24 protein-coding genes are annotated in these 25,235 nt (G+C 61.5%); 12 read left to right on the top strand and 12 right to left on the bottom strand.

Features of this window, described 5'->3' with window-relative positions; all coding sequences use genetic code 11:
• Positions 1-152 precede the first annotated feature (152 nt).
• The 3 genes from rpsO to BBJ66_RS00430 all read left to right on the top strand — a co-directional run bounded on the left by rpsO (position 153) and on the right by BBJ66_RS00430 (position 4,066).
• Positions 153-422, top strand: a complete 270-nt coding sequence (gene rpsO, locus BBJ66_RS00440) for a 30S ribosomal protein S15 (RefSeq protein ID WP_025417456.1) — start codon at positions 153-155, stop codon at positions 420-422.
• A gap of 358 nt (positions 423-780) precedes the next feature.
• Positions 781-2,919: a polyribonucleotide nucleotidyltransferase gene (gene pnp / locus BBJ66_RS00435; RefSeq protein WP_071084932.1), complete on the top strand. Its 2,139-nt coding sequence runs from the start codon at positions 781-783 to the stop codon at positions 2,917-2,919.
• 130 nt (positions 2,920-3,049) lie between these two features.
• Complete coding sequence (locus BBJ66_RS00430) at positions 3,050-4,066, top strand: class I SAM-dependent methyltransferase (RefSeq protein WP_071084129.1); 1,017 nt, start codon at positions 3,050-3,052, stop codon at positions 4,064-4,066.
• Between the two features lie 91 nt (positions 4,067-4,157).
• On the opposite strand, the gene fabI is transcribed toward BBJ66_RS00430, so the two are convergent.
• From fabI to fabA, 3 genes are read right to left on the bottom strand one after another with little or no spacing between them, the layout of a single operon-like run.
• Complete coding sequence (gene fabI / locus BBJ66_RS00425) at positions 4,158-4,964, bottom strand: enoyl-ACP reductase FabI (RefSeq protein WP_049731275.1); 807 nt, start codon at positions 4,962-4,964, stop codon at positions 4,158-4,160.
• Between the two features lie 4 nt (positions 4,965-4,968).
• On the bottom strand, positions 4,969-6,201 hold the full coding sequence (fabB, locus tag BBJ66_RS00420; RefSeq protein ID WP_071084127.1) for a beta-ketoacyl-ACP synthase I: 1,233 nt from the start codon (positions 6,199-6,201) through the stop codon (positions 4,969-4,971).
• Positions 6,202-6,244: 43 nt separating this feature from the next.
• Positions 6,245-6,760, bottom strand: a complete 516-nt coding sequence (fabA, locus tag BBJ66_RS00415; protein WP_003589358.1) for a 3-hydroxyacyl-[acyl-carrier-protein] dehydratase FabA — start codon at positions 6,758-6,760, stop codon at positions 6,245-6,247.
• Between the two features lie 300 nt (positions 6,761-7,060).
• Here fabA and irrA point away from each other — a divergent pair, with 300 nt between their 5' ends.
• Positions 7,061-7,480, top strand: coding sequence for an iron response transcriptional regulator IrrA (gene irrA, locus BBJ66_RS00410; protein WP_049731277.1), 420 nt, complete (start codon positions 7,061-7,063; stop codon positions 7,478-7,480).
• Between the two features lie 10 nt (positions 7,481-7,490).
• Here irrA and BBJ66_RS00405 read toward each other — a convergent pair whose 3' ends face one another.
• Complete coding sequence (locus BBJ66_RS00405) at positions 7,491-8,126, bottom strand: trimeric intracellular cation channel family protein (RefSeq protein ID WP_071084930.1); 636 nt, start codon at positions 8,124-8,126, stop codon at positions 7,491-7,493.
• 111 nt (positions 8,127-8,237) lie between these two features.
• Here BBJ66_RS00405 and BBJ66_RS00400 point away from each other — a divergent pair, with 111 nt between their 5' ends.
• The gene (locus BBJ66_RS00400; protein ID WP_049731278.1) at positions 8,238-8,711 is read left to right on the top strand and encodes a hypothetical protein; all 474 of its coding nucleotides are present in this window, start codon (positions 8,238-8,240) and stop codon (positions 8,709-8,711) included.
• A gap of 1 nt (position 8,712) precedes the next feature.
• On the opposite strand, the gene BBJ66_RS00395 is transcribed toward BBJ66_RS00400, so the two are convergent.
• Both BBJ66_RS00395 and BBJ66_RS00390 read right to left on the bottom strand, forming a co-directional pair.
• Entirely contained in the window at positions 8,713-9,501 is a 789-nt protein-coding gene (locus BBJ66_RS00395) for a YdcF family protein (RefSeq protein ID WP_049731279.1), read from the bottom strand.
• A gap of 69 nt (positions 9,502-9,570) precedes the next feature.
• Complete coding sequence (locus BBJ66_RS00390) at positions 9,571-10,293, bottom strand: YoaK family protein (RefSeq protein ID WP_071084928.1); 723 nt, start codon at positions 10,291-10,293, stop codon at positions 9,571-9,573.
• Between the two features lie 256 nt (positions 10,294-10,549).
• On the opposite strand from BBJ66_RS00390, the gene BBJ66_RS00385 reads away from it, so the two are divergent.
• Positions 10,550-11,761, top strand: a complete 1,212-nt coding sequence (locus BBJ66_RS00385; protein ID WP_049731280.1) for an alpha/beta hydrolase — start codon at positions 10,550-10,552, stop codon at positions 11,759-11,761.
• 11 nt (positions 11,762-11,772) lie between these two features.
• On the top strand, positions 11,773-13,710 hold the full coding sequence (locus BBJ66_RS00380; protein ID WP_071084125.1) for a mechanosensitive ion channel family protein: 1,938 nt from the start codon (positions 11,773-11,775) through the stop codon (positions 13,708-13,710).
• Between the two features lie 27 nt (positions 13,711-13,737).
• Here BBJ66_RS00380 and BBJ66_RS00375 read toward each other — a convergent pair whose 3' ends face one another.
• Together BBJ66_RS00375 and BBJ66_RS00370 are read right to left on the bottom strand one after the other, a co-directional pair.
• Positions 13,738-14,097 (bottom strand): hypothetical protein, encoded by a 360-nt coding sequence (locus tag BBJ66_RS00375; protein ID WP_049731282.1) that lies wholly within the window; start codon positions 14,095-14,097, stop codon positions 13,738-13,740.
• Between the two features lie 21 nt (positions 14,098-14,118).
• Positions 14,119-14,763 (bottom strand): helix-turn-helix domain-containing protein, encoded by a 645-nt coding sequence (locus BBJ66_RS00370; protein WP_071084123.1) that lies wholly within the window; start codon positions 14,761-14,763, stop codon positions 14,119-14,121.
• 159 nt (positions 14,764-14,922) lie between these two features.
• Between BBJ66_RS00370 and BBJ66_RS00365 the strand changes: the two genes are divergently transcribed.
• On the top strand, positions 14,923-15,906 hold the full coding sequence (locus tag BBJ66_RS00365; protein WP_071084121.1) for a hypothetical protein: 984 nt from the start codon (positions 14,923-14,925) through the stop codon (positions 15,904-15,906).
• A gap of 57 nt (positions 15,907-15,963) precedes the next feature.
• On the opposite strand, the gene BBJ66_RS00360 is transcribed toward BBJ66_RS00365, so the two are convergent.
• From BBJ66_RS00360 to BBJ66_RS00350, 3 genes are all read right to left on the bottom strand, one after another.
• Positions 15,964-17,739, bottom strand: a complete 1,776-nt coding sequence (locus tag BBJ66_RS00360; protein ID WP_190238045.1) for a hypothetical protein — start codon at positions 17,737-17,739, stop codon at positions 15,964-15,966.
• Between the two features lie 93 nt (positions 17,740-17,832).
• Positions 17,833-18,501, bottom strand: coding sequence for a response regulator transcription factor (locus BBJ66_RS00355; RefSeq protein WP_071084116.1), 669 nt, complete (start codon positions 18,499-18,501; stop codon positions 17,833-17,835).
• Positions 18,467-19,708, bottom strand: coding sequence for a sensor histidine kinase (locus BBJ66_RS00350; RefSeq protein ID WP_071084114.1), 1,242 nt, complete (start codon positions 19,706-19,708; stop codon positions 18,467-18,469). The genes BBJ66_RS00355 and BBJ66_RS00350 overlap by 35 nt, the downstream gene beginning before the upstream one ends.
• 328 nt (positions 19,709-20,036) lie before the next feature.
• On the opposite strand from BBJ66_RS00350, the gene BBJ66_RS35730 reads away from it, so the two are divergent.
• The 4 genes from BBJ66_RS35730 to arcC all read left to right on the top strand — a co-directional run bounded on the left by BBJ66_RS35730 (position 20,037) and on the right by arcC (position 23,757).
• Positions 20,037-20,399 (top strand): hypothetical protein, encoded by a 363-nt coding sequence (locus tag BBJ66_RS35730; RefSeq protein WP_338012680.1) that lies wholly within the window; start codon positions 20,037-20,039, stop codon positions 20,397-20,399.
• A 145-nt stretch (positions 20,400-20,544) separates the two neighbouring features.
• Complete coding sequence (arcA, locus tag BBJ66_RS00340; protein WP_071084924.1) at positions 20,545-21,774, top strand: arginine deiminase; 1,230 nt, start codon at positions 20,545-20,547, stop codon at positions 21,772-21,774.
• Positions 21,775-21,812: 38 nt separating this feature from the next.
• Positions 21,813-22,817 (top strand): ornithine carbamoyltransferase, encoded by a 1,005-nt coding sequence (locus tag BBJ66_RS00335; RefSeq protein WP_049731288.1) that lies wholly within the window; start codon positions 21,813-21,815, stop codon positions 22,815-22,817.
• A 1-nt stretch (position 22,818) separates the two neighbouring features.
• Positions 22,819-23,757: a carbamate kinase gene (arcC, locus tag BBJ66_RS00330; RefSeq protein WP_071084112.1), complete on the top strand. Its 939-nt coding sequence runs from the start codon at positions 22,819-22,821 to the stop codon at positions 23,755-23,757.
• A gap of 15 nt (positions 23,758-23,772) precedes the next feature.
• Here arcC and BBJ66_RS00325 read toward each other — a convergent pair whose 3' ends face one another.
• On the bottom strand, positions 23,773-25,134 hold the full coding sequence (locus tag BBJ66_RS00325) for an amino acid permease (RefSeq protein ID WP_071084922.1): 1,362 nt from the start codon (positions 25,132-25,134) through the stop codon (positions 23,773-23,775).
• Between the last annotated feature and the right edge of the window lie 101 nt (positions 25,135-25,235).

The following is a 25,235-nucleotide window of genomic DNA, read 5'->3' as shown; positions in this document are numbered from 1 at the left end:
AACCGCTGCGGCAGCTCCCCTCTTTCCATCGCTGCTTATTTGGTTTATAGGCAGCGCCAGCGTCAGGTTCGCCTGCTCGCATTCACGGCCAAAGCTGGACGGCATCCCGGCTTTTGGCGACCTTTATCTCCTCTCTTAGAAAGGATCACTCGATGTCGATCACTGCTGAGCGCAAGTCTGCGCTGATCAAGGAATACGCAACCGCCGAAGGCGACACCGGTTCTCCTGAGGTTCAGGTCGCGATCCTGACCGAACGCATCAACAACCTGACCGAACACTTCAAGGACCACAAGAAGGATAACCATTCCCGCCGTGGCCTGTTGACGATGGTTTCGAGCCGCCGCTCGCTTCTTGATTATCTCAAGAAGAAGGATGAAGGCCGCTATTCCAAGCTGATTTCCAGCCTGGGTATCCGCCGCTAAGATTGTCCGGCGGGCGCTTTCCCAGCGCCCGCCGGATCCTGTTTCGGGATATGGTTCCCGATGAAATGTTCCAGCCGCGCCCTATCTCCAAGCGGTGGAACGACCGGCGGACCCGGATGGGCCGGTTCTGCCAAACCAACCGTTGACCTGTCATGGGGCAGGATTGCCGGATGCTTTCGGCCAAGGCTTCTTCAAGGCTTTGGCCTGGTTTTCCCAGGAACCCTCGGATTTCCCGAGGAAACCGCGGATGAAAAGCCTCCCGTTGTCTTGCCCGTGATACGTCACATTGTTTGCGGTCGACTGTGCGCTGCGCCTTGATATCGGCGATGGCGCGTGCTCCCGCATTGAAGGACAAGTCATGTTTGATACACACACAGTCGAAATCGAGTGGGCCGGCCGCCCGCTGAAGCTCGAAACCGGCAAGATCGCCCGTCAGGCCGACGGCGCCGTTCTCGCCACCTATGGTGAAACCGTCGTTCTCGCCACCGTCGTTTCGGCCAAGGCACCGAAGCCCGGCCAGGACTTCTTTCCGCTCACCGTCAACTACCAGGAAAAGACCTATGCAGCCGGCAAGATCCCTGGCGGCTATTTCAAGCGCGAAGGCCGCCCGTCTGAAAAGGAAACACTGGTTTCCCGCCTGATCGACCGCCCGATCCGCCCGCTGTTCCCGGAAGGCTACAAGAACGACACGCAGGTCGTCGTCACCGTCGTTCAGCACGACCTTGAAAACGATCCCGACGTATTGTCGATGGTTGCTGCGTCGGCAGCGCTGACGCTCTCCGGCGTTCCCTTCATGGGCCCGGTCGGCGGTGCGCGCGTCGGCTACATCAACGGCGAATACGTTCTCAACCCGCATCTCGACGAGATGGACGAATCGAGCCTCGACCTCGTCGTCGCCGGCACCTACGACGCCGTGCTGATGGTTGAATCCGAAGCCAAGGAACTCAACGAAGAAGTCATGCTCGGCGCCGTCATGTTCGGCCACAAGGGCTTCCAGCCGGTTCTCGACGCGATCATCAAGCTCGCCGAAGTGGCCGCCAAGGAGCCGCGCGACTTCCAGCCGGAGGACTATTCCGCTCTCGAAACCGAGATGCTCGGCCTTGCCGAAGGCGAACTTCGCCAGGCCTACAAGATCACCCAGAAGGCTGATCGCTACGCTGCCGTCGACGCCGTCAAGGCGAAGGTGAAGGCACACTTCCTCCCCGAGGAAGGCGAAGCCCGCTACACGGCCGAGGAAGTCGGCGCGATCTTCAAGCACCTGCAGGCGAAAATCGTCCGCTGGAACATCCTCGACACCAAGAGCCGCATCGACGGCCGCGACCTCGAAACCGTTCGTCCGATCATTTCGGAAGTCGGCCTTCTGCCGCGCACCCATGGTTCGGCGCTGTTCACCCGCGGTGAAACGCAGGCGATCGTCGTTGCCACGCTCGGCACCGGCGAAGACGAACAGTATGTCGACAGCCTGACGGGCATGTACAAGGAGCGCTTCCTGCTCCACTACAACTTCCCTCCCTACTCGGTTGGCGAAACCGGCCGCATGGGCTCCCCGGGCCGTCGTGAAATCGGCCACGGCAAGCTCGCATGGCGCGCGATCCGTCCGATGCTGCCGACGCCTGAGCAGTTCCCCTACACGCTGCGCGTCGTCTCCGAGATCACCGAGTCGAACGGCTCCTCCTCGATGGCGACCGTCTGCGGCACCTCGCTCGCTCTGATGGATGCCGGCGTTCCGCTGGCCAAGCCGGTTGCCGGTATCGCCATGGGTCTGATCCTGGAAGGCGACCGCTTCGCCGTCCTCTCCGACATCCTCGGTGACGAAGACCACCTCGGCGACATGGATTTCAAGGTTGCAGGGACCGCCGACGGCATCACCTCGCTGCAGATGGACATCAAGATCGCCGGGATCACCGAAGAGATCATGAAGGTTGCCCTTGGCCAGGCCCAGGGCGGTCGCGCTCACATTCTCGGCGAAATGGCCAAGGCCATCACCGAAAGCCGCGGCCAGCTCGGCGAATTCGCTCCGCGCATCGAAGTCATGAACATCCCGGTCGACAAGATCCGTGAAGTCATCGGCTCGGGCGGCAAGGTCATCCGCGAAATCGTCGAAAAGACCGGCGCGAAGATCAACATCGAAGATGACGGCACCGTCAAGATCGCCTCCTCCTCCGGCAAGGAAATCGAAGCGGCCCGCAAGTGGATCCACTCGATCGTCGCTGAGCCCGAGATCGGCCAGATCTACGAAGGCACGGTCGTCAAGACCGCCGACTTCGGCGCCTTCGTCAACTTCTTCGGCGCCCGCGACGGCCTCGTCCACATCTCGCAGCTCGCCTCCGAGCGTGTTGCCAAGACCCAGGACGTCGTCAAGGAAGGCGACAAGGTCTGGGTCAAGCTGCTCGGCTTCGACGAACGCGGCAAGGTTCGCCTGTCGATGAAGGTCGTCGACCAGGCCACCGGCCAGGAGATCGCGAACGAGAAGAAGAAGGAAGAAGCGGCCGAATAAGCCGCGTCTCCCCGATTGAAATCCGGGCGCGGGAATCTTCCGCGCCCTTTTTGTATCCTGGTTTTGCGCATGTCGCGGCGGCAAAACCGCTCGACACTTTGCGCGACATGCTTTTAACGAGACGAGACCCATGAGCCGCGAGACGCTGAAGACCCTGTTCCATCCCTTTGCCAGCGGCACAGTCGAGGCGCCCGGCGAGGGCGAGCGCGTGCTCTTCCTCGGCGCTGAGGCAGGCTTTGCGCTGCCGGAAGGTTTTGCTGGCTCGCTCAGCGCCGTCCAGGGCTTCCGGCCGCTCTACCGGCAGCTGCTGGCCCAGAGGATCGACGCCAAACCCGAGATCGACGGCGAGGACTACGATGCCGCGCTGGTGCTCTGCACGAAGCACAAGGGCGAGAACGAGGCCAATCTCGCTGCGGCCATCGCCCGCACACGGATAGGCGGCCTGATCGTCGTTGCCGGCGCCAAGGAAGATGGCATCCAGCCGCTGCGCAAGCGCCTGGAAGGCTTCGGTCTCGCCATCGACCATATGCCGAAGTATCACGGTGTCGCCTTCTGGTTCGGCCGCCCTGCCGAGGCTAACGAGATCGTCTCCAAGCTGGCAAAGGCGCCGGTGCGCGTCGACGGCCGTTTCAATGCCACCGCCGGCATGTTCTCGCATGACCGGATCGATGCCGGGTCGGAACTGCTCGCCTCGCGGCTGCCGCAGGATTTTACCGGCGACGTGGCGGACTTCGGCGCCGGCTGGGGTTATCTCTCCGTCGAGCTGGCGCAGAGATCGCGTGGACTGACCCGTCTCGACCTCTACGAGGCCGACCACGCGGCGCTGGAGGCCGCCAGGGACAATCTGGCGGACAACTGCCCGAACGCGCCTGCGCGCTTCTTCTGGCACGATCTGGCGGGCGAGCCGGTCAAGGACAAATACGATCTCATCATCATGAACCCGCCCTTCCACGAAGGGCACGCCGCCGAGCCGGCGCTCGGCCAGGCGATGATCAAGACTGCCGCATCCGCGCTTCGCGGCGGCGGCCGCCTGATGCTGGTCGCCAATCGCGGCCTGCCCTACGAGCCGGTTCTGGCGGCAAATTTCAGGGAAAGCGGCGAAACCTGCCGCAACGCCCGCTTCAAGGTTCTCTGGGCAAAAAAATAGGGCGCACCTCGATACCGAGCATTCCCTCGATAGAAAAAGGCCGTGCGCATCATCTGCGCACGGCCTTTTGAGTTTCAAATCGAGATAACAGCTAGTCCACGTCCGCCCTGCGCAGCGTGTCCAGCGTCGGCATGGAGGTGACGTTGAAGCCGGCGTCGACGAAGTGGATTTCGCCGGTGACGCCGGCGGAAAGGTCCGAAAGCAGGTAGAGCGCCGAATTGCCGACCTGATCGATGGTCACGGTCTTGCGCAGCGGCGCATTGCGCTGGTTCCAGGAGAGGATCGCGCGCGCATCCGAGATGCCGGCGCCGGCGAGCGTGCGGATCGGGCCGGCCGATATGGCGTTGACGCGGATGCCGCGCGGGCCGTAATCGGCGGCGAGATAGCGCACCGAAGCCTCGAGCGCTGCCTTGGCGACGCCCATGACGTTGTAGTTCGGGATGACGCGCGTCGAGCCGTTATAGGTCAAGGTCAGCATCGCACCGCCGTCTTCCATCAACGGCGCGCAGCGCCTGGCGATCTCGGTGAAGGAGAAACAGGAAATGACCATGGTGCGGCTGAAATTCTCGCGCGTCGTATCGGCGTAGAGACCTTTCAGCTCGTTCTTGTCGGAAAAACCGATGGCGTGGACGATGAAATCGAGCTTGCCCCAGCGCCCTTCGATCGCGTCGACCAAGGCATCGACCGAGGCGATGTCCTCGACGTCGCAGGGCAGCACGAAATCCGACCCGACTTCGGCGGCAAGCGGCTTGACGCGCTTGCCGAGCGCATCGCCCTGATAGGTGAAGGCGAGGTCCGCACCCTGTGCGGCGAGAGCCTTCGAAATTCCCCAGGCGATCGAGTGGTTGTTGGCGACGCCCATGATGAGGCCGCGCTTACCCTGCATGATTCCAGTCATTTTATTATCCGTTATGGCGCTGGAAGACGAGCGTGGCGTTCGTCCCGCCGAAGCCGAAGGAGTTGGAGAGGGCGATATCGATCTTCGCATTGTCGATACGCTTGCGCACGATCGGCACGCCTTCGAATTCGGGATCGAGCTCGCTGATATGGGCGCTCTCGCCGATGAAGCCATTCTGCATCATCAGCAGGGAATAGATCGATTCCTGCACGCCGGCCGCGCCCAGCGAATGGCCTGTCAGCGACTTGGTCGACTGGATATGCGGAATCCTGGCGCCGAATACCTCGCGGATGGCGCCGATTTCCTTGCTGTCACCGACCGGCGTCGAAGTGCCGTGGGTGTTGACGTAGTCGACGTCGCCTTTGACGGTGGAAAGCGCCTGGCGCATGCAGCGGATGGCGCCCTCGCCCGACGGGGCGACCATGTCGTAACCGTCCGACGTTGCGCCGTAGCCGACGATTTCGGCGTAGATCTTGGCGCCGCGGGCCTTGGCGTGCTCCAGCTCCTCGAGCACCAGCACGCCGGCGCCGCCGGCGATGACGAAGCCGTCGCGATTGACGTCATAGGCGCGCGAGGCGCTGTCGGGCGTCTCGTTGTACTTGGACGACATGGCGCCCATGGCGTCGAAGAGGTTGGACATGGTCCAGTCGAGATCTTCGTGGCCGCCGGCAAACATCACGTCCTGCTTGCCCCACTGGATCATCTCGGCGGCGTTGCCGATGCAATGCGCCGAGGTCGAGCAGGCCGACGAGATCGAATAATTGACGCCGTGGATCTTGAACCAGGTAGCGAGTGTGGCCGATGCGGTCGAGGACATTGCCTTCGGCACGGCAAAGGGGCCAATGCGCTTCGGGCTGTTGTTCTTGACGGTGATGTCGGCCGCCTCGATCAGGGTGCGGGTGGACGGGCCGCCCGAGCCCATGATGATGCCGGTGCGCTCGTTCTGAGCGTAGTCCTTCTCTTCCAGCCCGGAATCGGCAAGCGCCTGCTTCATGGCGACATGGTTCCAGGCGCCGCCCTGCGACAGGAAGCGCATGGCGCGGCGATCGACCAGTTCGGCGAGCTCCGCGGCGCCGAGCTTGGGGCTGCCCCAAACCTGGCATTTGAAGCCGTGCTCTGCGAAATCGCTGGAGAAGGAGATACCCGACTTTGCCTGCCGCAAGGATTCGGTGACTTCGGCGGCGTCGTTTCCGATCGAGGACACGATACCCAGACCCGTGACAACTACCCGTCTCATCTGATCAAACCTTTTTTGTTTCGTGAGCCGCTTAAGATGCGGTTCAGGCCGTCTTGTCTTTCGAGAGACCAACACGAAGGTCGGCCGCCTGGTATATGGTCTCGCCGTCGGCCTTCAGCCAGCCGTCGGCCGTGCCGAGGACCAGACGGCCGCGCATGACACGCTTGAAGTCGATGCCATATTCGATCAGCTTCGTATGCGGGCGGACCATGCCCTTGAATTTCACCTCGCCTGTCGACAGCGCCATGCCGCGGCCTTCCTCGCCGAGCCAACCCAGGAAAAAACCGGTCAGCTGCCACATGCCGTCAAGGCCGAGGCAGCCCGGCATGATCGGGTTGCCTTCGAAATGGCACGGAAAATACCAATCGTCGGGGCGCACGTCGTATTCGGCCCTGAGGTAACCCTTGTCGAAGGTCCCGCCGGTTTCGGAAATATCGGTGATGCGGTGAACCATCAGCATGGGCGGCAGGGGAAGCTGCGCATTGCCGGGGCCGAACAGCTCGCCATGTGCGCAGGCGATGAGTTCGTCATACGAGAAGCTGGACTGTCTGGTCGTCATAAAGTTTCTTTTTCCCCCCGCGTGAGCCCGTGGATGTGAACATGTAGTCCAAGTTCTGCAGAAAATGAAGCATGAGCAAGGCAGCTTCATTCATGGTCCCGGACCAAGCTTGCGCTATTATTTGGTGGTCGCATACAGGAAGGCCAGGGCTGCGACCAGACCTATTTGCGTTAAAAGCCGGTTTTCGCCGCGTTTATCAGGCTCTTGTCCCCATTGAACTATTGAAAGGCTCCCGTGCAAAAGTTATACCGCTTGAAGAAACATGATTGCTTTATGCAGGAATAACCGGAGTTGGTTTTGATGACGGGTGCACTCCCGATCGCCATAGAGGTCAGGCTGCGCGGTGCGGGCCTGCGTCCCACCCGCCAGCGTGTCGCGCTCGGCGACCTCCTGTTTGCCAAGGGCGACCGGCATTTGACCGTCGAGGAACTGCATGAGGAGGCGGTTGCCGCCGGTGTGCCGGTGTCGCTGGCAACCGTCTACAACACGCTGCACCAGTTCACCGAAGCCGGTCTTATCCGCGTTCTCGCCGTCGAGAGCGCCAAGACCTATTTCGACACCAATGTTTCCGACCACCACCATTTCTTCGTCGAAGGCGAAAACGAGGTGCTCGACATTCCGGTCAGCAACCTGACGATCGCCAATCTGCCCGAGCCGCCCGAGGGCATGGAGATCGCCCATGTCGACGTGGTGATCCGGCTGCGGGCGAAGCAGAGCTGACGACGCGGCGTCACATGACATCGTCGGGGTGCCGGCCGGGCTTGTGCCTGTAAATCGGAAAAGTCCAGCCGAACCACAGGGCGCCGCCGCGCACCGCAAAGGCCGCGACGACGCCGCAGGTAGACGCCAGATAAAGCGGCATTCCCAGCGCATTGACGAGCGTGAACACACCGGCGCCGATAAGGGCCGCGGTCACGTAGATTTCCGGCCTGAGCAGCACCGAAGGCTCGTTTGCCATCAGATCGCGCAGAATGCCGCCGAAGGTCGCCGTCAGCGTGCCGGTGACGATCGCGATGGTCGGCGAGCCGGTGGCCGCCAGCCCCTTGGCAGCACCCAGCACGCAATAGGCGGCAAGGCCGATCGCATCCAGCCAGATCAGCAGGCGATAGCGCGATTCCAAGAGGTGGGCGGTGAAGAAAACCACGACGCCCATGACGCAGCAGATAAGGATATAGGCGGGGTTCAGCACCCAGAAGACCGGCACGCGGCCGAGCACGATATCACGCACCGTGCCGCCGCCCGTTCCCGTCACCATGGCGAAAAACAGAAAGCCGATCAGGTCCAGCTGCTTGCGCGAGGCGGCGAGCGCGCCTGTGGCGGCAAACAGCGCAATGCCGGCATAATCGAGATAGACGAGCAGAGACATGCGAGCCCCGGAACCGTAGAATATTTCACCAAAAACCACGGCGGCAAGGGCGGCGCAAGGCGGCGCGGCCATAAAGCCAGCCGATAGCGCTTTATCCAAAAGAGGAAAGCCGTGAAAACGCTGGTGCTCGCCGTTCTGAACATTCTCCTGCTGGTGATCATGCCGGCTGCGGCCTTCGGCCAGCAATCGCTGATCTCCGATCCGGAGATCTACGAGAAGAAACATTTCCAGGAGCAGTGCAAGGTGGCCGAATTCGCCGACGGCTTTATCACTCGGCAGGACATCAACAATGACGGGCTGATCGATGCGGTGGTCAACGAAGGCCAGCTCAGCTGCGACGGGCAGAAGGGGCCGCAATGCAACGACGACGGCTGCACCTATAATTTCTATCTGCAGGTGGCCGAAGGCGGTTATTTCATGATCGCGACGGCGCAGATCTACGGCTACGACTTCGTCCAGCGCTTCGGCAACATGGTGCTGGCAATGAAGATGCACCCGCGTTTCTGCGACCGCACCGAGGGTGATCCCTGCATCGTGACGGCCCGCGTGCGCGGCACGAAATTCGTCACCATTTCAAAAAAGTAACTCAGCGCGGATAGAGTTCCGACGTCCGGCCGGCGAGATAATAGCCGACCAGGCCGTACCATTCGCGAATCGCCGTCGCCATGTTCTGGGCATTGAGGTTCGGCTGGGTGAAATCCAGACCCGCCTTCACCTGACCGTCGGTGCGATAATCGGTCGGCCAGGGCACGATCTCGATGCCGAGCTTGCGGAAGATGCCGACGGAGCGCGGCATATGAAAGCCCGAGGTGATCAGCAGGCAATTGGAAAGCCCCTGGCTTGCCAGGAATTCCCTCGTGTTGATGGCGTTTTCGAAGGTGGTACGCGACTGCCTCTCCTCGATCAGGCGATCCCTGCCGACGCCGAAGAGCGGGAAGAAGCGCTCGGATGCCGCCGCATCGCCTTCGTAGATGCCCGAAAGCGAGCCGTCACCGCCCGACACCAGAATGCGCGACTGCGGAAATTTCTGCGCAAGCCGCAGGGCTTCGACGAAGCGGTCGGCGCCGCCATTGAATTCGATGCCGTGGCGGACCGTGTTCACCTCGTTTTCGAAGGCGCCGCCGAGCACGATCATGCATTGCAGGTTCTCCGGATCGGCGGCGGGCTTGGCGAAACGCTGCTCGAGCCCCTGCATCATGAGGTTGCCGGCCGTGGTGTAGAGCGTGACGAAAAGGATCAAGGCCGAAGCCGCTGCGCCGAGGATACTCAAGGCGCGCCAGCGCAGCAGGCCGGCAATGAGGGCAAGGAAGACAAGGAAGAATGCCAGCGACAGCGGCTGCGCGAAAATCCAGACAAGCTTCGAAATCAGGAACAAGACGCTACTCCTTGAGGACGGACGGCGATCCTTCCTATCCGATTCGGGGGTAACAGGAATGCGACGGTTCTATTTGCCGCGCGCAACGGCCGAGTGGTGCGGCGCAAGCTTCTGGTTGAAGCGCCGCTGAAGCGGCCGGGGAATGAACATGGCGGCAAGCGCCAGCGCCATGGCAAAGATGGCGACCAGCCACAAGGCATAAGCGCCGGTCAGCCGCGTCAGAATGGCGCCGGCGATCGCGCCGAGCACCATGCCGCCCCAGGGCACGATCTGGATCGTCCATTCGATCCGACGATCGCCGATGATCCAGCGGCCGATGCCGCGGCCGAAGCGCGACAGCGCGCCTGTGACGTAAGTCAGCCCGATCGGCAGGCCTTCGATGTGTTCGACGGCGGCATTCACCATGCCCATGGAAAAAACGATCATGTAAAAGCGCGCGAGCAGCAGCCCCTGCACCGTCGTCGCCGAGGCGAGCGCCAGGACGAGACCGACGCAGCCGAGCACGACGAATATCCGACGCTCGGAGACATGGGCGATGACGATGCCTGCCGCATTGCCGAGCACGAAAACGAGAATGGCGGAGATCAGCACCGCCGCGTGGTAAAGATTGCCATCGCTCAGGGCGAGGGCCGCCCGCGTCGTGTTGCCGGTCATGAACGAGACAAAATCGCCGGTCAGCAGCAGGCCGGTCGCATCGGTCAAGCCGGCCAGAAACGAGATCGCGCCGACAAGGACAACCCCCGTCAGGGTTCGTCGGGTACGGATAAGACGGCGGCGTCTTGCTCTGGTCATGGCGGGTCCTGAAGCCGAATCGCTGAGATTGCCACAGCAAAGATACATCCTCTTCATTGAGGAATTGGCAAAGAGGATCGGAAAGGATTTCACCGAGGCGGGAGCGGTTCGCTCGGGCGGGATCGGACCTTGATGACCGGCGATCCCGATCGCTTTGAAAGCCATAGATATTACGTGATGCTACAGGCGCCGCTATAGCGCGGCTGCTAGTATCCAGGCTCGGAAAGCTCCTCCTGAGCGATTGCTGGATGCGTGAATGGCAAGACGTAGCGTGGCTCTTTTTCTTCTTCTGGCAAGTTGCGGGCATCCGGGCGGCGTGATGACGCCGGTTTCGACTTCATCGCCGATACCGCCGTCATCCAGGGTCGACATGCTGGTTGCGACCACGCGCGAGCCTTCCGGGAGCCCGGCCACGCTCTTCAACGGCGAGCGCAGTTCCAAGCCGCATCTGACGCAGATCTCGATTTCGATCCCGGCAAAGCGCGAAGCCGGCACCGTGCAATGGCCGAAGCGTCTTCCGCCCGATCCGGCCACCGACTTTGCCGTGACCCATGTTCAGCAGATCGACACGGTGGCACAGGGCCGCGTCTGGTTCCGGCAGCATGTGAACGGCGGACATGCGCTCGTCTTCGTTCACGGCTTCAACAACACCTATGAGGATTCGGTCTTCCGGCTGGCGCAGATCGTCCACGACAGCAAGATGCAGGCGACGCCGGTCCTGTTCACCTGGCCGTCGCGAGCAGAGATCACCGCCTACGAATACGACAAGGAAAGCACGAACTATTCGCGTACGGCGCTGGAGCAAGCACTGCGCACGCTGGCAGCCGACCCCAACGTCAAGGACATCACCATCATGGCCCACTCGATGGGGACCTGGCTTGCAATGGAATCTCTGCGGCAGATGGGGATACGCGACGGCCACGTCAATTCGAAGATCCACAATGTCATCCTGGCCTCGCCCGACATCGACATCCAGGTCTTCGCCAAACAATATGTGGAGATGGGCGAGCCGCGTCCGAAATTCACGATCTTCGTCTCTCAGGATGACAAGGCTCTTGCGATCTCCAGCTTCATCACCGGGCGGGTCTCCCGTCTCGGTGCCATCAATCCGGCGGAAGAGCCCTATCGTTCCAAGCTGGAAAAAGCCGGCATCACCGCCATCGACCTGACGAAGGTGAAGAGCAACGACAGTCTCAACCACGGCAAGTTCGCCGAAAGCCCGGAGATCGTCCAACTGATCGGCCAGCGCCTGATGACCGGCCAGACGCTCACCGATTCCAATGTCACGCTGGGCCAGGGCATTACCGCGGTGGTCGGCGGAACGGTAACGAATATCGGCACCGTTGCCGCTACCGCCGTGGCGGCACCGGTTGCGATCATCGAGCAGCCCGTCACCCATAAGAGGCCGCCACGACCCGCCGACGGGACGCTCGAGGGCGACCTGAAGCAACAGACGCTGACGCAGTGAGGAGTTCCAGGTTGAAATGGCTTCTTTCCTTCACCGCCGCTTTTTTCTTCGCGTTGAGCGCTTTGGCGCAGGTGCCGCCGGCGGCTCCGCAGCAGAAGATCGACGAACTCGTGCGCCTGCTGCAGGATCCCGAGGTGAAAGCTTGGCTTGACAGCCGCAAGCAGGAGAGCGGGGCCGCGACACCCGCCTCGCCGGCGGGCAATTCGACCTTAGCCAGCTGGGAGGCGGGCGCGCGGGCGCGCGTGCACGCACTTCTGGCAGCGATCCCGGCAATCCCGACTGAGGTGACGGCAGCGGCGACAAGAGCCAGGAGCGAAGCCGCCAGCAGAGGCTACGCGCCTGTTTTCCTGATATTCGGCGGCCTCGTCGCTTTCGGTCTCGCCGCCGAGGCGGTGTATCGCCGGTTTGCCGCGCGCCGCGAGTCATTGCTCGGCCGGCTTATCCCAGTCGGTATTTTCGCAGGCGCGATGGGCATCGTCTTTTTCGCTGTGGAATGGCCGCCGCTCGCGCGCGTGACGCTGCTTGCCTATCTCTCGGCATTCATCCTGTTTCGATTGGCGGCAGCACTGCTGTCCGTGGCGGCGATGGGTTCATCCCTGCGGCGGAGGCTATTGATCCTGTTCGGCGTCGTTTGTTTTGCCGTCGCCACCTCGGCCGTGGGCGAGCCGCTCGGCGTTTCCCCTGATGTCCGCAAGGCCATCAGCTACTGCTTCTCCGTGGTCGGGCTGCTGCTTGCCATCGAGGCGGTGTGGTCGGCCTGGGAGGGAAGCCGCGCCAGGAAAGCTGTGATAACGGCCTTCCTCGTCGCCCTGTGGTTCATCTGGTGCCTCAATATGAGGGGCCTGTTCTGGATCGGCATCTATGCGCTGGTGCTGCCTGGGATCCTGAATGCCGTCGGCCGGGCCGCGCTGTCCTTCACCAGCGATGCCGGCAGCCTGCGCGGTATCCTCATCGCCCGAGGCGCACGCGCCGCGGTTATCGCGCTTGCGGTGGGATGGCTGGCGCTCGTCTGGCAGCTCAATCCCGATACTTTGGGTCAGCGCGACCCGATGATCGCCGCCTTGTTCTACGGCGGCCTGAAGAGCGTCCTGATCCTCGTGGTCGCCGACCTTCTCTGGCAGGTGGCGCGGGGCTGGATCGATAGAACCTTGCGGGTATCCACCAGCACGACATCGCTTGCGCCGGCCGACGCCGCCCGCCGCGCCCGGTTCCGCACGCTTCTGCCGATCTTCCGCAATGCGCTGGCCGTCGTTGTCGCGGTGATGGCAGGGCTGATCGTGCTGGCGCAGCTGGGCGTGCAGATCGGCCCGCTGATCGCGGGAGCGGGCATTTTCGGCGTGGCGATCGGTTTCGGCTCGCAGACCCTGGTCAAGGACGTTATCAACGGGGTGTTCTACATGCTCGACGATGCCTTCCGGGTGGGCGAATACATCCAGGCCAAGGACTATAAGGGAACGGTGGAGAGCTTCAGCCTGCGCTCCGTTCGCCTGCGCCATCATCGCGGCCCGGTGTTCACGGTGCCGTTCAGCGAGCTGGGCGCGGTCGAGAACATGAGCCGGGATTGGGTGATCGACAAATTCAGGATCACCGTCGGCTTCGATACCGACATAGACAAGGCGCGCAAGCTGACCAAGAAGATCGGGGCTGAGCTTATGGAAGATCCCGAACTCGGCCAGCACTTCCTCGAACCGCTGAAAATGAAAGGTGTCGAGCAGTTCGGCGACTATGGCATCGTGCTGAGCTTCGCCATGACCACGGTTCCGGGCATGCAGACCTATATCCGCCGCAAGGCCTATGCGAGGATTCGCGAGGTGTTCCTGGCCAACGGCATCGCATTCGCGCAGCCAACGGTGCAGGTCGGAGGCGACGACAAGGGCGGCGGCGGCGCGGCGGCGGCGGCTCAAGCGATCCGCGCGCAACAGGCAAACGAGGCGACAGCGGCAAAGTGACACCGCCGGCAAAGCAGATCAAAGTCGCTACGGTTTCAAATCATACGCCTGCTGCGATGCACGAAGCTCCACCAGCGTCTTGCCGACACAGCTGCCGCCGCCTGCACCGCCGATCGCCTTTGCCTGTCCATCGAGCGTGATCGTGCCGGCGATCCGATCGGATGCCACATAAGTCGCGACACCGTCTTGCGAGACGCGCGATATGTAAAAGGCATGATAGGTTTCGTTGTACTTGCAATGGATGACCAACGGAAACTGGGAGAAGGGATCGTCCTGCGCGTCGGCGGCAGCCAGTGGAAAAACTGCCAGCAGAGCCTGGGCGCCGACCAGGCCGGCAAAAACTCTTTTGGTCAATCCGATCGATCTTCGGCGGGACGCATGGGCCATGATTCAATCCCTCTAATGACATTAAACCGTCAGGGCGACGAGCGCGTCGCGATCCAGAAGCCGAACAATTCGCTGCGATTTTCCGGCAAGACGAAGGATGCGCTTTTCCCGAAGCTTCGTGAAAGAGCGGGCAACCGTTTCGACCGTCAGCCCAAGATAGTCGGCGATATCGCTGCGAGACATCATCATATCGAATTCCGGATCTTCGGGATGGCGGTCGGCCATCTCCTGAACGAAGGCCGCCAGGCGCTTCAAGGCGCTCTGCTCGCTGATGATGAGCTGTTTGCATTGCGCCTTTGCCAGGTTCGTCAGGGCAATGTGCAAAAGGTCTATCGAAACGACGGCGTCCTGATTGGCGCGAACCGGCCTTACGCGGGTTTCGCAGATGGCTTCTGCAAAATCGGTCCGCACATTGCCGTTTTCGAGCCCGAACCACTCGCCCTTGCCGCAGAAGGACAAGATGTGCCGCTGGCCGTTCGATGTCAGGCGGTAGATCCGCACGGCGCCATCTTCGACCTGGTAGATCGCAAAAGCGTGTTCGCCTTCGCTGTAGATCGTTTCGTCGGCGCTGAGTTTGATCGATTGATCCCTTGATGTCACCGAGGCCGTTCCATGGTGGCGGCCGGGAACCGTGGCGTATTTTCCGATCGCTTGATCCTGAAACATGTGCGTCGCCCCCCATCCACCTCCAGCATAAGCAATCGTCGCACGGCTCGGTATTCGAGAAACCCCTTACGTATTGCTACGGAAGCACGCGATTGCCGGCAGGTGGTATAAAAGCTATCACCCCTTGAGGGCGATATGGCGGTATCGCGGGAGGTCTAGATGGTACCGGAAGAGGGAGGGACCGACCCGACACGTCAAGAACCCGAAAACGTGCGGGCGCAGCTTGATCGTATCCTTGCAAGTCCGGAATTTCTTGCGCCTGAACGCGGGCGCCGCTTTCTGCAATATATTGTCGAAGAGGCGCTTGCAGGCCATGGCGACCAACTCAAGGCCTTTACGATTGCACAAGCTGTCTTCGGACGCGATGCCTCCTTCGATGCACAGAACGATCCGGTTGTCCGTATCGAAGCGGGGCGTATCCGCCGTGCCCTCGAACGATATTATCTCGTATGCGGAAGCAGCGATCCGATAGAGATCACCATTCCCAAAGGGGGCTATGCCCCGCATTTTTCGAGCGGAGAAGGCAGCTCGAACACCGAGGTCGCTGCTGCGCCAAATCGCGTGGCCAAGCCGGGTCAGCCCGGGCATGAGCTGCGTCGGCCCGGGCATGAGCGACCGATACGCTATCGCGATCTCCTGCTGCCGATCGGTATACCCGCCCTCTTCGGCACAATGGCGGTGCTCGCCCTCATCCGTCCGCTCGAATCCTACCTCTCGCCATCGAAACCGCCGCCGGCTCCTGCCGCCTCGACATCGAAGAGCAAGACCAGGATCGTCGTCGAACCCTTCGCTGCCCTCGGCGGCACCGCGCGAGGCTCGGATTTTGCCAAGGGACTGGCCGATCAGCTGATCGCCAAACTGATGAAAATGGACAGCATCGTCGTGCTTGCGCCCGGCCGATTCGACATGGAGACGATCGGCTCGCTGCTCAGCCTGCAGGGAAGCACCCTTGTCGAGGGCACGGTCCTGCACCTGCATGTCCGCCTGATCAACGGCGCCGACGGCACGGTCGTCTGGGCAAATCAATATGATCGCGATCTCAGCAATCAAACCATCCTCGATGTCGAGGACGAAATCGCCGCCAAGATCACCATGGAAATTTCAAACAGCCGCAAACTGAGCGGCGCAGGCCCTGCCCCATAGCCGCACGACCCGGGACCCGCGTTTCCGATCGCCCGCCCATCCGGCTCGTTGGTTCCATCATCCTCCCGGGGGCAGCTCAACGGCCACGCCTGCGGCGCGCAGGCCGTCGAAGAACCTTTCCTGATCCTCCGGGCGCTGCAGGCGCAGGGAAATCTCCTGGCGGATGTTCGTCATCAATGCCGGCGCGTAGGTATGGAGCCAATCCCGCTCCAGCCTGGCCTCGTCCATCTTGCCTGCGGCTCCGAGAATGGACAGCAAGGCAAGATGGCGCATAGGGTTACCATCGAGATCGGATATTCGCGACCATTGTTCCGCCGCTTCGATATCGCCCCTCATCAATGCGCACATCGCCATGCCGCCCTCGTAATAGCCTGTGGGACCGGCATTTTTGTCAAGCGCGATCGATATCAGCTCGCAACCCGATTGCCATTTTCCGGACATCGCCAGTCGCAGGCCATATTCGCCCGCGACCTCCACATCGCCGGGATTTGCGGCATAGGCTGCCGTCCCGGCCGCAAGTGCCTTGTCGATATCTCCCCGGAAGAAATTCACCAGCATAACGGCGCGAAGCACCCGGGGATCGTCCGGCGCCAGCGATGCGGCCCGCTGTGCCGAAGCGGCTGCCATTGCAAGCGCCTCGGTTGAAGATGGCGTGCCGAGCCTGTAGCGAAATCTCACTTCGTCGAGATAGACAAGAGACAAGAGCGCCCAGGACGGCGCGTTGTCGGGGATATGCCGGGTTGCCTGTTGCAGACACTCGCGCACAGCGCTGTGGCTTTGCGCGGTCATCGTCTGGAGATAGCCATAATAGGCAAGGGTACAGGCCTGGACATCCTGATCCGCCTTCTGCGCCGGCTGCGCAATCACAGCCGTTTCAGTTTGAAAGATGGCGCCATGGGGTTGCGCGATCGCGCCGGCGATTTGCCGGGCCACACTCGTTTGAAGCTCGAGCTTGTTCTGAGCGCGAAGGTCGGCATCGAAACTGTTGGCCCAGATGACGGCGCCGTCCGTCTGACGCACCAGCATGGCAACGGAGCGCCATCTGCTTCCGTCCGTCTGGATATTGCCCTGAAGCGCATAGTCGGCAGCAGCGCCGTGATCACCTGTCGAGGGATCGGCGACCACGACGATGTCATCGAACTGGGCAAGTTGACCGATAACGTCGTCCCTGAGGCCGCGGGCTATATCCGCGCTGGGATCGGCGGAGCTGTTCTGTGCAAACAGCTCGACAGCGACCGTGGGTGCGGAGACTGTTGACGGCGGCGTGCTCGGGGCGCCTCGCGCAACAAAAAGTGCAGAGGCAAGAGCGAGGAGAGGAAGAATGAGGACGGCCAGCAGGCCGGTTGAGCGGCCGCGGGCGCTCGGCAGCGCCGGGCGGTGCGTCTCCCCACGCGATTGGCCTTGATGCGCAAGTTCCGCGATCTCAGCGTTTTCGGGCTCGGTTTGAGGTGGCGCCGGCGCCTCCCTGATATATTCGAAATGCGGCACGTATCCGCCTTTCGGCACCGTAATAACGACCTCGTCCGCCTGGCCGGCGACGAGATAATAACGTTCCAGCGCCTTTCGTATGCGGCCGGCCTCGATCCGGACGACCGGATCATTCTGCGGATCGAATGACGCTTCCCGACCAAAAACCACATTTGCGATGGTAAAGGCCTTCAGGAAACCTGATCGGCCGGCAAGCGTCTCGTTGACAACAAATTCCAAAAAATTCCGGCCGCGCTGCGGCGCGTGAAATTCTTCGCTTGCGAGAATTCGCTCGACTTGCTGGCAGATTTCCTCAGCCGTCGGTCCAAGACTGCTGAATATATTGAACTGTGTTGCGTTTCTCATGATCGCCCCTACGACTAGATCACGCAATTATGTAAGCATATTCTAAATCATCATATCGCACGAGCTTAAAGTTGCAAGCATCGCTTCTCCAAATTATCGGGCGCAGGCTGGCCAGGCGTCGGCCGATGAGATCCACCCGGGTTCGGTTGACTGCCCAACTGCGTCGATGGCGATGGCCATACGCATGAGCTCTGCAAGATTGCGCGCTCCCATCTTGACCATCACATTGGCGCGATGGACCTCGACTGTACGCGAGCTGATGCCGAGATGATAAGCGATCATCTTGTTCTGCAAACCATCGAGAACGCCGATCAGAACCTGATGTTCGCGGTCTGTAAGCTGACGAACGCGCGCCGCGACGCTTTCGGAGTCGGCAATTGCCCGGCCTGCCCGCCTTTGCCCCATGGCCAGATTGATCGCCGCAATCAATGTTTCCTCCCCGAGGGGCTTTTCCAGGAAATCCGACGCTCCCGCCTTCATCGCCTGAACGGCCGCGGCGACATCGCCCTGGCCGGTGATGACGATCGCCGGAACGTCCATATTGAATCGTCGCAGACGGTGGAGCAATTCGATGCCGTCGACGTCAGGCATGCGCAGATCCGTCACCAGGCAGCTTCGGCCCGAAAGGGGAAGAAGATCCAGAAATGCTTTGGCGCAGCTATGCGCCCGCACGGCAAAACCGGCCGACACCAGCAGGAATGTCAAAGATCGTCTCAACGCCTCCTCGTCATCGACGAGATGGATGGTCAGGTCGTTCGTCATTGATTTCGGTCTCCACCAGCGGAAGCGAGAACGAGAAGACTGAGCCGCTGTCAGTTCTGTTACGCGCGCTTATGCGGCCTCCATGCGCCTCGACAATGCGCTTGGACAATGCCAAGCCCATCCCAAGGCCGTGCGGCTTGCCGGTTACGAAGGGACGAAACAACGACTCTTCGATCTCGGCTGCAATCCCACTGCCGTTGTCGGACACCTCGACAACGAGATACGAGGAACTGTCTACCATTGTGCGGATCGCAATCGACGGCTGTTCGACACACTCGGTCGCCTCCAAGGCGTTGCGAACGAGGTTCGTCAGCACCTGCACGATCTGAACGCGATTTCCAAGAACGGTGTCCTGCACCGCTTCGAGCCGAAAGTCGGTGTGAAGGTCTTTTCGCCGCGACGCGATGAGCGTGAGCCTTGTCGCCCGATGGATCAACTCGTGCATCGCCTCCGGTCTCCTCTCGGAAGCGCCACGCTCTGCGAATTCTCTGACGTTCTGGACGATACTTCCTGCCCAGAGCGCGTGCTGCGTAATTTCCAACAGCGCTTCGCGAAGCTCTTGCCCGCGCTGCGGGCGGTTGCTCGTGACAAGACGCCCGCACCCTTCGGAATAGGCTGCGATAGACGACAGCGGCTGAGAGAGTTCATGGGCAAGAACGGATGCCATTTCTCCCAGTTCAGTCATTCTTGCAAGGCGGGCGATCTCGTGCTGCAGCTCCTGAACTTGCTGCAAAATCTCGCGCTCGGCACGAAAGTCCTCGAAAACCGCCGCAGTGAAAACGCCTTCTTCGTCATGCTTGCGGATAATGGTGAGGGCTGTCGGAAATTGAACTCCGCTCTTGGTGATCGCCAGGCCGGCTCGCACCGCCCCTTGGTCTGCCCAGCGTCCATTCAATCGAACATTCGGTGTCGGACGCCAGACAAAGCCGATTTTTCGGCCAATCAATTCGCGCTCCTCATAACCGAACAAGGCGACCGCGGCCTTGTTGCAGGCTGAGATTCTATGGCTGTCGCTGATAAAAAACACCGCGTCCGGCATGTGTTCGTGGAGTTGCCGGATCCAATCCATCCGCGGCCCGCCGCATCCTTTGCGCAAGGCGCGCGCAGTCTCGCGGTGCGGTGTTTGCGATGTCATAGGGGGGGCTTGTCCTGCCATGCCGGGGCCGGCTTCGGCGACGGCATCCGGCGCCTCCATCTTGATGGACATGATGGTCTCCTCCGCCCCTTGAGAAGTCTTGGCCCAGGGACCGTCTTTCCTCCATAACGGCGCCACAATATCACCTCTGGGCGGGTAATCCGTGTAGTATCGCGTAGCCTCTATTGTTCTTGTCTCCCGAACTTTCGGCGTAAACCCCGTCGCCGGCGTCCCACTTCGTCGCCATTGATCCGGCTCAATGCCGCCGCCTCGCCCTTCCGCTATCGTGAGAGGCAGAGAGCAGGTGGCCATTTGAGGGAGTTAGAAGATAGGGACGCCATCGCAACCGCCGCGGCAATGATGACACCCGTCGGCGGCGAACCGCAAGGAATATCGGCGAATGAGCGACCCGTCGGATCTATTTCCGCAGACAAGACCCGCAACGCAATTGCGGCTCGTCACCGTCGGGCCAGAACATGCCGGTTGGGTGATTGGCGTGCCGGAACAACAACCCCGTGTCCGGTTGGCGCTGATGGATCGTCGGGAGGGTTCGGTGATGTGGCGATTGCCCGTCGAAGCTCCGTTCAAACAGGATATAGAACTCGCCGTCATCGACGACGAAGGCGTCCATGCCCTGGTTTTCCCCTGTCAGCGTCTGGTTAACGGCTGGATCAATGCGGTGACCGGCGAGATGCTCGACATTCACCCTACCCATTGGCGCCCGTGGCAAATCGATCGATGCGACGTTTCGGGTCTCCAATGACCTCCCGGCCTCGGGCCGGCGAAGAGGACCGCACATACCGCGCGGCGGATTGTCTGCGATCAATGACACGACCGAGCAGGCCGAAATAATCTGGTTTTTGAAGAAGGGGCGGCGCGGCCGCGATCCGAATGCGAAGGAGGACCACATGCGTGGTTTCGGGGTTCACTCGGAGGTGGGGAAATTAAGAACCGTGATGGTTTGCAGACCGTCTCTGGCGCATCAGCGCCTGACGCCTGCGAATTGCCATGACCTGCTTTTTGACGATGTCTTATGGGTTCACGAGGCCCAGAAGGATCATTTTGATTTTGTGCTGAAGATGCAGGAACGGGGTGCTGAAGTTCTCGAGCTTCACGACTTGCTCGCTCAGACCCTTGCCAACAAGCAGGCGCGTGATTTCATCTTGGACCGGCGCATTACCCCGAATGTGCTTGGCTCGCAAATCGCCGAGGCGATGCGGCCATGGCTTGATGAAATGCCCGCCGCCCAGCTCGCCGCATTCATGATCGGCGGCATCGCAATCTCCGACCTGCCCGAAGTCAAGGCGAAGTCGCTGATGCTCAGCGCCTTGCCGGAGACGGATTTCGTCATCCCGCCGATCCCGAACACCTTGTTTCAGCGCGACCCCTCCTGCTGGATCTACGGCGGCGTGACCTGCAACCCGATGTTCTGGCCGGCAAGACGCGCCGAGACGCTGATTCAGCGCGCGATCTACAAGTTTCATCCAATTTTTCTTGGCAGCGATTTCCAGATCTGGTGGGGCGATTCGGACCAGCCGTTCGCCAACGCCTCGATGGAGGGAGGCGACGTCATGCCGATCGGCAACGGCACCGTTCTGATCGGCATGGGCGAGCGCACGACCTATCAGGCCGTCGGCCAGGTGGCGCAGGCCCTGTTCAGGAGCAAGGCCGCAAAGCGGGTGATCGGCTGCCTGATGCCGAAGAGCCGTGCGGCAATGCACCTCGACACCGTTTTCAGCTTTTGCGATCGCGATGTCGTCACCCTGTTTGCCGAGGTCGTCGATCAGGTCCGCTGCTACAGCATGCACCCCAGAGACGACGACGGCACATTCGAGATTCATCCCGAAAACCGGCCAATGCTCGATGTCGTCGCCGAGGCGCTCGACCTGCCGCGATTGCGCACCGTCGAAACCGGCGGCAATTCCTACCAGGCCGAGCGGGAACAATGGGACGACGGCAACAATGTCGTCGCGCTCGAGCCCGGCGTCGTCGTCGCCTACGACCGCAACACCTATACGAACACGCTTCTGCGTAAGGCGGGGATCGAGGTCATCACCATTCGCGGTTCCGAACTCGGCCGTGGCCGTGGCGGCGGGCATTGCATGACATGCCCCATCTGGCGCGACCCTGCTTACTGACGTTTCACACCCACGAACCAGACCGACGGAGCAAGATCATGAGCTTCAATCTGCGCAATCGCTCGCTACTGACCGTGCAGGATTATACCCCGCGGGAATTCCGCTATCTCCTCGACCTCGCCCGCGATCTGAAGCGGGCCAAATACGCCCGCACCGAGCAGGAGCATCTGAAAGGCAAGGAGATCTGCCTGATTTTCGAGAAGACCTCGACGCGAACGCGGTGCGCCTTCGAAGTCGCATGCTCGGACCAGGGCGCCAATGTGACCTATCTCGATCCGTCAGGTTCGCAGATCGGCCACAAGGAATCCTTCAAGGACACGGCGCGGGTGTTGGGGCGCATGTATGATGCGATCGAATATCGCGGCTCTGCGCAGAAAGGCGTGGAAACGCTGGCAAAATACGCCGGTGTGCCGGTCTATAACGGACTGACGGACGAGTATCATCCGACGCAGATGATCGCCGACGTCATGACGATGCGCGAACATAGCGACAAGCCGATCGCCCAGATCAAATATGCCTATGTCGGCGACACGCGCTCGAATATGGGACATTCGCTGCTGATCGTCGGCTGCCTGCTCGGCATGGATGTACGCATCTGCGGCCCGAGATCGCTGTGGCCCTCCGAAGAATATATGACGATCGCCAAGGAGCTTCAGCAAAACTCCGGCGCGCGCCTGCTGGTCACCGACGATCCCAAGGAGGCCGTCAAGGATGTCGATTTCATCCACACCGATGTCTGGGTCTCGATGGGCGAACCGAAGGATGTCTGGCGCGAGCGCATCAAGTTGCTCACCCCCTATCAGGTCAACAAGAGCCTGATGAAGGCCACCGGCAATCCGCAGGCCAAGTTCATGCATTGCTTGCCGGCATTCCACGACACCGAAACAACGCTCGGCAAACAGATCGCCGAAGATTACGGCATGGAGAACGGCCTTGAAGTGACCAATGAGGTCTTCGAGTCCGAGGCCAATGTCGCCTTCGAGCAGGCGGAAAACCGCCTGCATACGATCAAGGCCCTGCTCGTCGCGACCCTGGGAGATTGACATGCGTGTGGTCATTGCGCTTGGCGGCAATGCGCTTCTCCGGCGCGGGGAAGCGATGACGGCCGATACCCAGAGACGGAATGCGCGCGTCGCGGCTCAGGCGATCGCGCCCTTGGCAGCCGAACATGAAATCGTGGTGACGCACGGAAATGGGCCGCAGGTCGGCCTGCTTGCCCTTCAGGGGGCAGCCTACAAACCCGAGGAAGCCTATCCGCTCGACGTTCTCGGCGCCGAGACCGAGGGCATGATCGGCTATATGCTGGAACAGGAACTCGGCAATCTCCTGCCGTTCGAACAGCCTTTGGCCACACTGCTGACCATGGTCGAAGTCGATGCCGCCGATCCCGGTTTCCAGAACCCCACCAAGTTCGTCGGTCCGGTCTACGAACAGGCGGAGGCGGAGCGGATCCGCGCGGAAAAAGGCTGGGTGTTCAAGCAGGACGGCGAAAAGTGGCGGCGTGTCGTCGCCTCGCCGGCGCCCAAGCGCATCTTCGAGATCCGTCCGGTCCGCTGGCTGCTGGAGCAGCGCACGATCGTCATCTGTGCGGGCGGCGGCGGCATTCCGACGATGTACGAAAAGGGCAGCGACCGTAAGCTGATCGGGGTCGAAGCCGTGATCGACAAGGACCTCTGCTCGGAGCTTCTGGCACGCGAGCTTTACGCCGATCTGCTGATCATGGCGACGGATGCCGAGGCCGTCTGCACCGACTGGGGCAAGCCGTCGCAGAAGGCGATCCATCAGGCCCGTCCCGACGATTTCAAGCAGTTTTCCTTTCCAGCCGGGTCGATGGGCCCCAAGGTCGACGCCGCCTGCCATTTTGCCCGCACGGGCGGCAGGACCGCAGCGATCGGATCGCTCGCCGACATTGCGGGAATGGTGCGCGGCGAACGCGGAACCATCATCAGTGAAAACTTTGCCGGCCTGAGTTGGCACGCCTGAACACTCGTCCGCCCCCTATCCCGACACGGCCGGGTGCCGCGTCGCAGCACCGCCCGCCGTCTCCTGGCGTTCGATCGCCGGCGCGGCGTTACGTCTTTGCCAGACATAGACGGGGATCCCGAGCATCAGCAGCACCAGCCCATAGAGCACCGGCTCCGCGCCCGAGCCATAGAGGGTGAAGATCGCAAAAACGAAGGCGATCAGTTCGATCGCGCTGACGCGCGGCATTCGCCCGAGCGTCGCGCCCGCGACGAGCGTTCCGGCCAGCGAACAGAAGGCATAGGGGACGACGGCGGCCATCGTGCTCAGCCCGACCATCAGCCGATAGACTGCGGCGAATCCTTCGGCCCCGAAGGCCTGAACGAGAACCAGCAGGGTTGCGAACAACGCCGAGACGATCATGCCCAGAGCCGGTACGCCGCGGGACGAGAGCCGCGCGAAAAGCGGAGGAAACAGCCCATCCCGGGCGGCGGCCATCGGCACTTGTCCCATCAGCAGGGTCCAGCCGTTCAAGGCGCCGATAGAGGAGAGCAGGACGGCGATCGAGATCGCCAGCTCGCCGCCGCGCCCCCACATGATGCCCGCGGCTTGCGAGAACGGCGCCACCGAGTGAACGAGCTGCTCGCGCGGCACGAGGCCCATCACCACGATGGTGCCGAGCACATAAAGCGCTGCAGCGATCGAGATCCCCAGGACGGTGGAGCGCGGGATGGTCCGCTCCGCATCCTCAACATCGCCTGCGGGCACGGTCGCCGATTCCAACCCGAGATAGGCAAACATCGTCAGCGGTGCCAGCGTCGCGACCGATTGCAGCAGCGGCTGGCCGCTTGGATTGAATTCGGAGAAATGCGACGTGTCGATGAAGAGAAGACCGATGATGGCGACTGCGCCGAAGGGGAGCAGCTTGGCGTAGGTGGTGACCTGCGCAAAGAGGCCGGCCGCGTGAACGCCGCGAAGATTGACGAGCACGATCGCCCAGATCACGCCAAGCGTCAGCACCGTCGCGGTGAAGCGGTTGCCGAGGGCAGGGAAGAGATCGACCATCACGCCGGCAAAGGCAATGGCGATGACCGGCAGCGATGTCCAGATGGAAATCCAGTAACCCCAGGCGATCAGGAAACCGGCGAAGTCGCCATAGGCAAGCCTTGTATAGGCGTAGGGACCGCCGACGGCAGGCACCAGGCGCGCCAGCCGCGCGAAGGTCAGGCCGAGGCAGATTGCTCCCGCACCCATGACGATCCAGACGACGATCGCGAGATTGCCATAGGGTGCTACTGCGGCCGGGGAAAGATAAAAGCCCGACCCCACCATGTTTCCGACGACGATAGCGGTGCAGGCGGCAAGTCCCAGACTCTTGCCATTTGGCGACGTTGTCATGGTGCCCTCCCCAGAGACGTCCTTTCCGATACCGATATCGCCGCGGACATCTGCTGCCGGATGCAATCTTCCTCCCAAAGAATAGACGCTGCAATCCGGTT

The sequence above is a fragment of the Rhizobium sp. RSm-3 genome (assembly GCF_001854685.1).
Lineage (GTDB): Bacteria > Pseudomonadota > Alphaproteobacteria > Rhizobiales > Rhizobiaceae > Rhizobium > Rhizobium ecuadorense.
The sequence above is the reverse complement of the archived record's forward strand: the minus strand, read 5'-3'. Positions and strand labels throughout refer to the sequence as shown.

Excerpts from the sequence above, each read along its gene's own strand:
- rpsO (WP_025417456.1), top strand. The coding sequence starts at position 153 with ATGTCGATCACTGCTGAGCGCAAGTCTGCGCTGATCAAGGAATACGCA.
- pnp (WP_071084932.1), top strand. The coding sequence starts at position 781 with ATGTTTGATACACACACAGTCGAAATCGAGTGGGCCGGCCGCCCGCTG.
- BBJ66_RS00430 (WP_071084129.1), top strand. The coding sequence starts at position 3,050 with ATGAGCCGCGAGACGCTGAAGACCCTGTTCCATCCCTTTGCCAGCGGC.
- fabI (WP_049731275.1), bottom strand. The coding sequence starts at position 4,964 with ATGACTGGAATCATGCAGGGTAAGCGCGGCCTCATCATGGGCGTCGCC.
- fabB (WP_071084127.1), bottom strand. The coding sequence starts at position 6,201 with ATGAGACGGGTAGTTGTCACGGGTCTGGGTATCGTGTCCTCGATCGGA.
- fabA (WP_003589358.1), bottom strand. The coding sequence starts at position 6,760 with ATGACGACCAGACAGTCCAGCTTCTCGTATGACGAACTCATCGCCTGC.
- irrA (WP_049731277.1), top strand. The coding sequence starts at position 7,061 with ATGACGGGTGCACTCCCGATCGCCATAGAGGTCAGGCTGCGCGGTGCG.
- BBJ66_RS00405 (WP_071084930.1), bottom strand. The coding sequence starts at position 8,126 with ATGTCTCTGCTCGTCTATCTCGATTATGCCGGCATTGCGCTGTTTGCC.
- BBJ66_RS00390 (WP_071084928.1), bottom strand. The coding sequence starts at position 10,293 with ATGACCAGAGCAAGACGCCGCCGTCTTATCCGTACCCGACGAACCCTG.
- BBJ66_RS00385 (WP_049731280.1), top strand. The coding sequence starts at position 10,550 with ATGGCAAGACGTAGCGTGGCTCTTTTTCTTCTTCTGGCAAGTTGCGGG.
- BBJ66_RS00375 (WP_049731282.1), bottom strand. The coding sequence starts at position 14,097 with ATGGCCCATGCGTCCCGCCGAAGATCGATCGGATTGACCAAAAGAGTT.
- BBJ66_RS00370 (WP_071084123.1), bottom strand. The coding sequence starts at position 14,763 with ATGTTTCAGGATCAAGCGATCGGAAAATACGCCACGGTTCCCGGCCGC.
- BBJ66_RS00365 (WP_071084121.1), top strand. The coding sequence starts at position 14,923 with ATGGTACCGGAAGAGGGAGGGACCGACCCGACACGTCAAGAACCCGAA.
- BBJ66_RS00360 (WP_190238045.1), bottom strand. The coding sequence starts at position 17,739 with ATGAGAAACGCAACACAGTTCAATATATTCAGCAGTCTTGGACCGACG.
- BBJ66_RS00355 (WP_071084116.1), bottom strand. The coding sequence starts at position 18,501 with ATGACGAACGACCTGACCATCCATCTCGTCGATGACGAGGAGGCGTTG.
- BBJ66_RS00350 (WP_071084114.1), bottom strand. The coding sequence starts at position 19,708 with ATGTCCATCAAGATGGAGGCGCCGGATGCCGTCGCCGAAGCCGGCCCC.
- BBJ66_RS35730 (WP_338012680.1), top strand. The coding sequence starts at position 20,037 with ATGAGCGACCCGTCGGATCTATTTCCGCAGACAAGACCCGCAACGCAA.
- arcA (WP_071084924.1), top strand. The coding sequence starts at position 20,545 with ATGCGTGGTTTCGGGGTTCACTCGGAGGTGGGGAAATTAAGAACCGTG.
- BBJ66_RS00335 (WP_049731288.1), top strand. The coding sequence starts at position 21,813 with ATGAGCTTCAATCTGCGCAATCGCTCGCTACTGACCGTGCAGGATTAT.
- arcC (WP_071084112.1), top strand. The coding sequence starts at position 22,819 with ATGCGTGTGGTCATTGCGCTTGGCGGCAATGCGCTTCTCCGGCGCGGG.
- BBJ66_RS00325 (WP_071084922.1), bottom strand. The coding sequence starts at position 25,134 with ATGACAACGTCGCCAAATGGCAAGAGTCTGGGACTTGCCGCCTGCACC.